This is a genomic window from Marinospirillum sp. (genome assembly GCF_014859565.1).
The window spans coordinates 39081-48795 of the sequence record NZ_JACUUA010000007.1; the positions used below are offsets into that span (position 1 = coordinate 39081).

Genomic DNA, 9715 nt, shown 5'->3' on the forward strand with positions numbered 1-9715 from the left:
CCTCGGTCAGAGTTCTTTCACGGTCTGAGCCTGTGTTTTGGCCAGCTGACGGTAAGTCAGGGAGATTCGATCACCCAACACCAGCATGCAGGGTGTCAGGATCAGAGTGAGCAGGGTGGCAAAAGCCAGACCACCGGCAATGGCGCTGGACAACTGTCGCCACCATTGTGTGGAGGGTGCACCCCAGCCCAGACTGGGTTCCATCAGGTTGACGTTGACCCCCAGTACCATTGGCATCAAGCCAAGAATGGTGGTCGCTGCTGTTAACAACACTGGGCGCAGACGCAGGCAGCCGGTTTCCAGTGCAGCTTCATAGGCGGGTAACCCCTGCTGACGTATGCGATTGTAGGTATCAATCAACACAATGTTGTTGTTAACCACAATACCAGCCAGGGCAATAACCCCCATGCCTACCATGACAATTCCAAAAGCCTGACCTGCCAGCATTAACCCCAGTAACACGCCTGCTGTGGAAAACAGGATGGCGGACAACACCAGTGCCGTTTGATACATGCTATTGAATTGCAGCACCAGAATCAGCAGCATCAGGAAGATGGCAACAAAAAAGGCTGCCACCAGAAACTGAGCGGCCTCTTGCATGTCAGCATCTTCACCGGCTACGCGCACACTGACTCCTTCCGGCAATTCCGACAAAAAAGGTCGTAACTGGCTCAGGCGCTCATCCAGTTGATAACCTTGTTGCAGGTCGGCCTGTAATGTCAGGGTACGACGGCCATCCAGTCGGCGCAGTGTGCCGGTTTTGGCTGCTGGTTCCAGAGTGACAAAGTTGCTGAGTGGAATCTGTCCTTGCGGGGTCTGCAGAGTCATACGCTGTAACTGATCCAGTGTTCTTGCCTGAACCGGCAGGCGTACCCGAATATCTACTTCATCAGAAGCATCTTCCGGCCGATAGCTAGCCAGCATCAGGCCGGTAGTCACCAGCTGTACGGCACTGCCTACCGAGGATACATCAGTACCAAAGCGAGCAGCGGCCTCACGATCCACCAGGAAGCGCCACTCCACACCGGGTAGACTGCGATCATCCTGATAATCGGTGAAGCCACCCAGCTCCTGCATCTTTTGCATGATAGCCAGCAGTGCTTCTTCAGCCAGCAGAGTATTGGTGGAGCTGATTTCCAGCACTACTGGTTTACCACCACCAGGCCCTTGTTCCTGCTCGCGGAACTCCAGAAAAATACCAGAAATATCCGCTGTTTTATCACGCATCTCCTGCATGATCTGTTTGGCAGGGCGGCGCTGGTGCCAATCGGTGAACTGGAATTGCACCACCCCCACGGTATCTTCCGGGGTACTGCCACCAAAACCACCACCAGCCTGACCGGCAAACGAACGAGCATACAGGGCTTTTATTTCCGGCATGCCCAGCAGACGGTCTTCCACCCGACGCACCAGCTGATCCCGCTCATAAACGGACAAGTCACCCCGTGCACGGATTTGCACCTGGGCTGATTCCGGTTCAACCGCAGGGAAAAAGTCCACACCATGATTAAAGCGGGCATAAGCGACATAAATGACGGCAATCAATAACAACATGCCGGTCAGTGTCCACCCAGGATGATGCAGAAGTTTAGCCAGCAGTTGGCGATAGACTTTGCCAGTGCGGCTGGTGGGTGTGTTACTGGCATGAAAATCTGATACTGCTTCTGCGGCATCAACAGGAGCCGCTCCCGGACGGATTTTTTTTCCGCCGGACACACTGCCCAGGGTGGGTAGAAATACCAGCGCCATCGCCAAGGAAGCTAACAGACATAAAATAACCGTGATGGGCAGAAACTTCATGAACTCCCCCACCATGCCCGGCCAGAACAACAGCGGTGCAAATACCGACAAGGTGGTGGCCGTTGAAGCAATGATTGGCCAGGCCATGCGATTGGCTGCCTGATGCCAGGCATCGGCAGGTTCCAGCCCTTCTTCCAGATAACGATCCGCCAGTTCAGTGACCACCAGCGCACCATCCACCAGCATGCCTGCGACCAGAATCAGTGAAAAAAGCACCATCATGTTGAGGGTGTAACCCAGTGATGAAATCAGCAGGATACCCACCAGAAAAGCACCGGGAATAGTGATGCCCACCAGCAGTGCAGAACGCAGTCCCATGGCAGCAATCACCAGTAACATCACCAGCACTACTGCAGTGAGTACGTTGTTGAGCAGATCGGTCAGGGAGTTTTCCACCTCAATGGATTGATCCATGATGAAGTCAATTTCCAGCCCCTCTGGCAACAAAGGCAGAGCCGCATCCAGCAGAGCCTTGACCTGCTGCACTGTTTGAATCACGTTGGCTCCGGTGCGCTTGGTCACCTCCAGCACTAATGCCGGTTGGCCGTTAATTCGTGCAAACCCTGCAGGGTCTTTAAAGGCACGATGAAGGGTAGCAATGTCACCAAAAGTGACTACGGTGCTGCCTTCCACCTTGACCGGCATTTTGAGCAAATCATCCAGATTCTCGATTACCCCGGGGACTTTCATTGCCATACGACCGGCACCGGTATCCAGGCTGCCAGCAGCCACCAGCCGGTTATTGCGGGAAACAAGATTAAAGAGTTGTCCGTAGTCCAGCCCATAACTTTCCATCACCAGTGGATCAACCAGAATCTCCAGCAGGTCTTCGCGGTCGCCGCCGATATCCACTTCCAGAATATTGGGAATGGCTTCGAGTTCTTCTTTGATACGTCGTCCAACAGCAACCAGTGTAGGTTCATCCAAGGGGCCGGATAAACCAATCGACAGAATAGGGAAGAGTGCGGTATTGATCTCATGCACTCTGGGTTCATCTGCCTCGGAGGGGAGTTTACTGCGGGCAGTATCCACCTTTTCTCGCACATTCTGTAAAGCTTTTGCCGGATCAGAACCGGCATCAAACTCCAGCAGCACCGAAGCATGGCCTTCGGATGCCATACCGGTCATTTTTTTGATGCCTTCCAGTGAGCGCAACTCTTGCTCCATCGGACGCACCAGCAGGCGCTCGGCATCTTCCGGACTGATCCCTTCCAGCCCCATCGAGATATAAACAAAAGGAATGGTGATGTCAGGGAAGGCCTCCTTGGGAATGACAACATAGGATGCCCAGCCAGCAATAATCAGAAAGAGCAGAGCCAGCAGAGTGGCACGGCTGCGGTTGATGGCAGCACGAATCAGACTGGACATTTATTCTGCTCCCGGCTGGTTCTGCGGTACTGGAGTCACCTTATCTCCGGCATTAACAAAACCACCACCCAGGGTGATGACCTGCGCTCTGGGCGGTAAACCGGTTATCCATGCACCCTGATTGTCACTGGTCAGCAGCTGTATAGGTGAAAAAATCACCTGCTGGCGATCATCAACGTGTTTAACTCCCGGGCGACCTTGTGCATCCAGACTCAGCAGTGCCAGTGACAGGTAATGCGCTGTGGTGGGACTTAATTGAATTTGCAGGGTGGCGCTGGCACCGGCCAGACGCCGCTGTTCAGGATTATCCAGCAAAGCCTCCACACGGAAGGTGCGTGTACTGGCATCCGCCATACTACCAATCAGACTGATTTGTCCCTGCAGTTCTTTACCATCCAGCAGTTGCAGTGTGACCTGCTGACCCTTTTGCAGGGCTTGAATACGTTGTTGTGGCACCTGCGCTACCGCTTTTAACTGATTGATATTCAGCAGGGTAAACAGGGGTTGCCCCGGTTGGACAGACTCACCCAGTTCAACATGACGCTGTTCCAGCAAACCACTAAAAGGAGCTTTGGGACGGGTATGCGCCAGATCCAACAGGGCGGTTTCCAGCTCGGCTTCAACCTGTAACAGGCTGCTTTGCAAGCGCAGTAGATCCGTTTCAGATAGCAAGTTGGAGTCTCGCAGTCGTGCTGCTGCTTTCAGCTCAGCTGCTCGGCTGGCTCGTTCGGCCTGCAGGCGTTTTACCTGTGCAGGTCGAGCATCTACTGCCAGTTGTAACAACTCACTGCCCTGTTGAACCTGTTGACCTTCAGATGCTTTAAAAGCCGTCACACGTCCACCAGTTTCAGCACGTAATTCCAGCTGTTGAAAAGGAAACAGCTGCCCCTGCAGAACTTCAATTGGTGTAAACGGTTGGGCATCCATCCAGCGGGTTTCCACACGCATGGATGATGTTGTTGATTCTGATGGAGGGCTTTCAGCTTCAGGTGCTTGGGTCTGACTGGAGAAAGAGTCACCACTGGCCAGCCAGATGACCAACAACACAAGCAGCAACAAAGCCAGAAGCAAAGAAGCCGTTTTTTTACCGGGCATGTGCATTCCATTTGGAGGTTTGGACTGGAGAGTCTGCACTGATTTTCTCAAATAAAACACCCTGTAAACAAGAATTATTCGGTAGGGAGAATACCTTCCAGTACCTCGGCGGAGGTCTTGCGAGCGGTATTGATAAAATCACCAATAAATTCAAGTGACTGCTGATTATCGCGGTGAGCGGCATAGAGTGTACCCCAGGTGCCCTGCTCACCCAGCCGTCTTGCTGCAACATAATCCCGCTCCAGATACTCGGTGATTGCCCAGCTTGGCAGCGCACAAACCCCCCGATGACTGGCAACCAGCTGCATCATCAAAATGGTCAGCTCTGCTGTACGGATACCGGCAGGTTCAACACCGGCAGGGTCAAGAAAATGGGTAAAAATATCCAGCAGATTACGCTCTACGGGATAGGTGATCAGTGTTTCTGCCACCAGATCTTGTGGATCAATCCAGCTTTTTGCTGTTAATGCATGATCCTTGGGGATGGCCAGCAGGCTTTCATAACGGAACAGCGGGGTATAACTGATGCCGTCAATCGGGCGAGGATCGGCGGTAATCACCAGATCCAGCTCCTGACGTTTTAGTGCGGGTAAAGGTGCAAAATGATGCCCGCCCGGCACATCCACCTCTACCTCTGACCACCTGCGCCGAAAGGCATCCAGTGTAGGCATCAGCCACTGGTAACAACTGTGGCACTCAATTGCCAGATGTAAACGACCGGCCTGACCCTTCGCCAGGCGTTGTAAATCCCGCTGAGCGGCTTCCACTCTGGGCAACAAATCATCCGCCAGCTTCAACAAACGCTGCCCGGCAGGAGTGAACTGCAGAGGTTTACTCTTGCGGATGAACAACTCGGTATCCAGCAAATGCTCCAGCGCCTTTAACTGATGAGACAGCGCCGACTGAGTCAGATGCAAACGATCCGCAGCATCCACCAGACTACCGGTACTGCGCAGAGCAACCAGGGTTTTTAAGTGCCTTAAATCAATCATCCCCTTCTCCCTTGTTTTTTTCTTTGCTGAATTATTTTCAGCTTTAACAGGAAAAACTTGAGTTTGATTCAATTATCCGCTTCCTGAAGAATACTGCAAGTTGGAAAACCACAACTTGTCACTGGCTGGTGGAGAGTAAGGCACCGCTGTTCAGGACGCGTGAATACATCCCTGTAAGCTCGGGCAACATCCTGTTGCAGACAGCCTGAACCAGTGATGCCTTACTTCTACACAGTATCGAGCTCGCGGCAAGGTTTGCCTGCATGAAGCGGAGCAGGGACAGCGAAGCGCACTGGTAGAGACCGGGAAGGTCGAACCCAGTGATACGCAGGCTACCTTGCAGAAGCGAGCGTTGTCTCTATCTACAGGAAATCAAGAGCATGAAATTAACCACCCATACCCTCGGCTACCCTCGCATTGGTGCCCAGCGTGAATTAAAAAAAGCCCTTGAAGCCTACTGGGCAGGCGAGATATCCCGTGAAACACTGGAACAAACCGGTCAAGAGCTGCGTATCCGTCACTGGCAGGAACAAAAGGATGCCGGACTGGATTTTGTCACCGTTGGTGATTTTGCCTTTTATGACCAGATACTAAACCTGAGCCTCACCTTTGGTGTGATCCCGCCGCGTTTTAAGACCCTAGCGGAACAAGCTGATCTGGACACCTATTTTTGTATGGCGCGGGGTCGCGCACCCACAGGCACACCGGCCGCTGCCTGTGAAATGACCAAGTGGTTTGATACCAACTACCACTATCTGGTCCCCGAGTTTCAGCCGCAACAAAGCTTTTCCCTGCAACCCCAGCGCCTGCTGGCTGACGTGCAGGAAGCGCTGACACTGGGGCATCGGGTTAAGGTGGTCTTAACCGGCCCGCTAACCTTTTTATGGCAAGGCAAGGCACAGGGTGATTTTGATCGGCTGGCGCTCTTGTCAGAACTCTTGCCGGTTTATGCCCAACTGCTGCAACAACTGGCAAATCAGGGTATCGAATGGGTGCAGCTGGATGAGCCGATTCTGGCGCTGGATTTACCCCATTCATGGAAACAGGCTTTTGAAACAGCTTACAACCAGCTGCAGTCTGCACCGGTGAAAAAACTACTGGCGGTGTATTTTGGTGGTCTGGAGGATAATCTGGGGCTGGCGGTGCAACTGCCAGTGGATGGTCTGCATCTCGATTTAGTGCGGGCACCGCAAGAGCTGCTGCAAGTACTGGATCGGCTGCCCTCCTACAAGATTCTTTCTGCTGGGGTGATTGATGGTCGTAATATCTGGCGATCAAACCTGGAACAACTGAACAGCCAATTGGGTGATGCCGTTGAACGTCTGGGTGATCGTCTGTGGCTGGCGCCTTCCTGCTCACTGCTGCATGTGCCACACGATCTGGTGCAGGAAGATCAGTTGGATAGAGAACTAAAATCCTGGCTGGCTTTTGCTCGCCAGAAGCTGGATGAAGTGACTTTACTGGCAGCCAGCTTAAGTGGTGGTATCACGACTGAACAGCGTCAGGCACTGGAAAAAAACCATCAGGCACAAATCAGTCGCCGCACATCGGATCGTATTCATCAGGCCGTGGTGCAGGAACGCCTGGCTGCTGTAGACCCTGTGATGCTGCAACGCAACTCACCCTATGCACAACGCATTCAATCCCAGCAAGACTGGTTAAAACTGCCGTTGTTCCCAACCACCAGTATTGGCTCCTTCCCGCAGACCCCGGAAATCCGCAAGGCACGGCGGGACTACAAGGCCGGAAACCTGAGTGAAAATGCTTACCGGGAGGCCATGCAGCAGGAGATTGCCTACTGCATCCGTCAGCAGGAACAACTGGGCATAGATGTACTGGTGCACGGTGAAGCCGAGCGTAACGACATGGTGGAATACTTTGGTGAACAGCTGCAGGGTTACGCCTTCACTCGCTTTGGCTGGGTGCAGAGTTATGGTTCCCGTTGTGTAAAACCGCCGGTGATTTATGGTGATGTTTCGCGTCCCAGTGCCATGACCGTGGAATGGAGCGCGTTTGCCCAGTCACTGACAGATCGCCCAATGAAAGGCATGTTGACCGGACCGCTGACCTGCCTGCAATGGGCTTTTGTGCGCGATGACCAGCCGCGTGCAACCACCTGCAAACAGATCGCACTGGCACTGCGGGATGAAGTACGGGATCTGGAGGCTGCCGGTATCCGTGTAATTCAGATTGACGAACCAGCCTTCCGTGAAGGACTACCACTACGCAAGGCTGACTGGGCGGCCTACCTGCGCTGGGCGGTGGACAGCTTCCGTCTGACCGCAGCAGTGGCGGCGGACTCCACCCAGATTCACACCCACATGTGTTATTCGGAGTTCAATGACATTATTGAAGCCATTGCCGAGCTGGATGCCGATGTTATCACCATCGAAACTTCACGCTCCAATATGGAACTGCTGGATGCCTTCGAAGACTTCGACTACCCCAACGAAATCGGGCCGGGGGTTTATGATATCCACAGCCCTAACATCCCCGAGGTGGATTGGATGGTGGCACTGATGAAAAAGGCAGCAGAAAAAATCCCGCCCCAACGCCTGTGGGTCAACCCTGACTGCGGCTTAAAAACCCGCCGCTGGGAAGAAGTCACCCCGGCACTGGCAGCCATGGTTGAAGCGGCAAAACAACTAAGAGCCGAGGTCTGATTCCTCAAAAGGCTTTCTTATAATCCGCTAATCTGCTGCAACCCCTTACATTAATCCGCCTTCTGATCCGGAGATCATCAGGAGGCGGAATAAAATAGACTTTAAGGTTGGATCAGCAAGCTGAGAAGAGGAGGCTTACCAATTCAAGGGAACCTTCAACCCTAGGTTAATATTCAGCCCAGAATAATCATCGCCTCCAACCATGTAGCCTACGTCAATCACTGGTCCGATATTGCGCCATAAATAGATCGGGGGTTCAACAGAGAAGAACAGATTGGTACCTATACTCTTTTCATCACCTACATATAGGAAATCTATACCAGTAAAAAAGTTAGGGCTGTAATTCAGACTTTTTTGTAAGCCTGCACCCAGCATCCAGCTGTCACCTAGCCCAGCATGCAGTCGATAACTGAGACCGACCTGAGCATCAGAAGGCAGCATCCAAGTGGCGCGGAAAATGCTACTGCTGTCATCACCCAGCAAATCGTAACTACCAAAACCTACTTGAACAGCCTGATTCCAGGGTGAATCAATTTCTTCTACCAGAGCCCCCTCATTAACCATGATCTTCGAAAGCTGGTGATGGTTAGAGAGGGTGAATCGTCCCTTGGCGTAATCCTCATGCACTTCATTGATAACAATGGCGCCGACCCTCTCACGGAAAGCAGAGTGATCACCTATGGGTTTGACATCGCGGAAAACGGCGTAATAACTACCGGGATTGACACCAACATTGCTACCGATGCTGATTGCCACCTGATCTTCCAGAACTGTCAATACACGTCCCTCGCTGGCAGAATCACCGTTTTTCAATTGTTCGGCATAATGTCCATTACGAATGGACAGACTACCAATAATGACTTCTGCGCGTGTATAAAACGCGTGTACAGACTGCACCTGGACAACACCAACAGTCTCTTGCAGCTTGCCAAAAGTTACGCCATTGACATCCTTGATTTCTTCACCATCACGGAAGACTCTTAAAATATCTCCCTGTTTGTAACCGCTATTAATATCGAAGTCGAGAAAAACCTCACGACCAGAAATATTGATTACCTGAGCAACTTGTTGGTATTGGCGCTTGAGTTGCAATGGCAACTCGTAGCTGAGGATGGACATCAAGCTCTGGAAATCATTGATGCGCGGATACTCTTGTTCCCAATGCAGGCTGGGTTGCCCCGTTGCTGTATTGTAAATTTGCAGTCGAGCGATCTTATTGTTGCGGCCACGGCGACCCTCGCCGCTCTCAATCTGCAGCAGAGCAAAATACTCGGCATCGCCAGTCCGGCTACCGCTGATGCGATCTGCAATTGAGGTGCTTAAAGGCTGTGTGCTGATGCTCGTCTGATAGAGCTCCAGCCCATCCAAGGCGGTTTGCAGTATACGGTTCATCGATGGGCGATACCGCTCTTCCTCGGCCTGTAAAATTACTTGTGCGTTAAGAAGAGGTTTGGAGGACTGCGGGATATCAACAGCCAGAGCAGATTGCGCAGTGATGCTTAGTAACACAATAATAGCAAAGATGGTTTTTTTCATATTTCCCTCTAATTTAAACTCCCTTGTATCAGACAGGTATCAGCGCTAAGGCATCTGGTGGTATAACTTCTGATTACAGGAATTTTTCAAAGATGAATTTTGTTTAAATCTACTTGTGCTGTCAATCACCCAGCGGGTCATACACGACTAAAGATAAAAACACCGCCTCTGGGGAGACTTCGCTGATAAGGGTGGGCAAGAAAATTTATTCAGGCCACCCAATCAGTTTGGACAGTTCATGTAAAAACTCTGGGTGCTCAT

General features: G+C 52.1%; 5 protein-coding genes. 1 reads left to right on the plus strand and 4 read right to left on the minus strand.

Annotation, left to right across the window (positions count from 1 at the left end; translation table 11 throughout):
- Nucleotides 1-6: 6 nt before the first annotated feature.
- From IBX50_RS02415 to IBX50_RS02425, 3 genes are all read right to left on the minus strand, one after another.
- Nucleotides 7-3168: an efflux RND transporter permease subunit gene (locus tag IBX50_RS02415; protein WP_292253021.1), complete on the minus strand. Its 3162-nt coding sequence runs from the start codon at nucleotides 3166-3168 to the stop codon at nucleotides 7-9.
- Nucleotides 3169-4263, minus strand: coding sequence for an efflux RND transporter periplasmic adaptor subunit (locus IBX50_RS02420; RefSeq protein WP_292253022.1), 1095 nt, complete (start codon nucleotides 4261-4263; stop codon nucleotides 3169-3171).
- Between the two features lie 74 nt (nucleotides 4264-4337).
- Nucleotides 4338-5255, minus strand: a complete 918-nt coding sequence (locus IBX50_RS02425; protein ID WP_292253023.1) for a LysR family transcriptional regulator — start codon at nucleotides 5253-5255, stop codon at nucleotides 4338-4340.
- 380 nt (nucleotides 5256-5635) lie between these two features.
- Between IBX50_RS02425 and metE the strand changes: the two genes are divergently transcribed.
- On the plus strand, nucleotides 5636-7918 hold the full coding sequence (gene metE, locus IBX50_RS02430) for a 5-methyltetrahydropteroyltriglutamate--homocysteine S-methyltransferase (protein ID WP_292253024.1): 2283 nt from the start codon (nucleotides 5636-5638) through the stop codon (nucleotides 7916-7918).
- 135 nt (nucleotides 7919-8053) lie between these two features.
- On the opposite strand, the gene IBX50_RS02435 is transcribed toward metE, so the two are convergent.
- Complete coding sequence (locus IBX50_RS02435; protein WP_292253025.1) at nucleotides 8054-9454, minus strand: hypothetical protein; 1401 nt, start codon at nucleotides 9452-9454, stop codon at nucleotides 8054-8056.
- Nucleotides 9455-9715 lie beyond the last annotated feature (261 nt).

What these genes read in the sequence shown, in the direction of transcription:
- IBX50_RS02415 (WP_292253021.1), bottom strand. Translation starts at nt 3,168, where the DNA reads ATGTCCAGTCTGATTCGTGCTGCCATCAACCGCAGCCGTGCCACTCTG.
- IBX50_RS02420 (WP_292253022.1), bottom strand. Translation starts at nt 4,263, where the DNA reads ATGCCCGGTAAAAAAACGGCTTCTTTGCTTCTGGCTTTGTTGCTGCTT.
- IBX50_RS02425 (WP_292253023.1), bottom strand. Translation starts at nt 5,255, where the DNA reads ATGATTGATTTAAGGCACTTAAAAACCCTGGTTGCTCTGCGCAGTACC.
- metE (WP_292253024.1), top strand. Translation starts at nt 5,636, where the DNA reads ATGAAATTAACCACCCATACCCTCGGCTACCCTCGCATTGGTGCCCAG.
- IBX50_RS02435 (WP_292253025.1), bottom strand. Translation starts at nt 9,454, where the DNA reads ATGAAAAAAACCATCTTTGCTATTATTGTGTTACTAAGCATCACTGCG.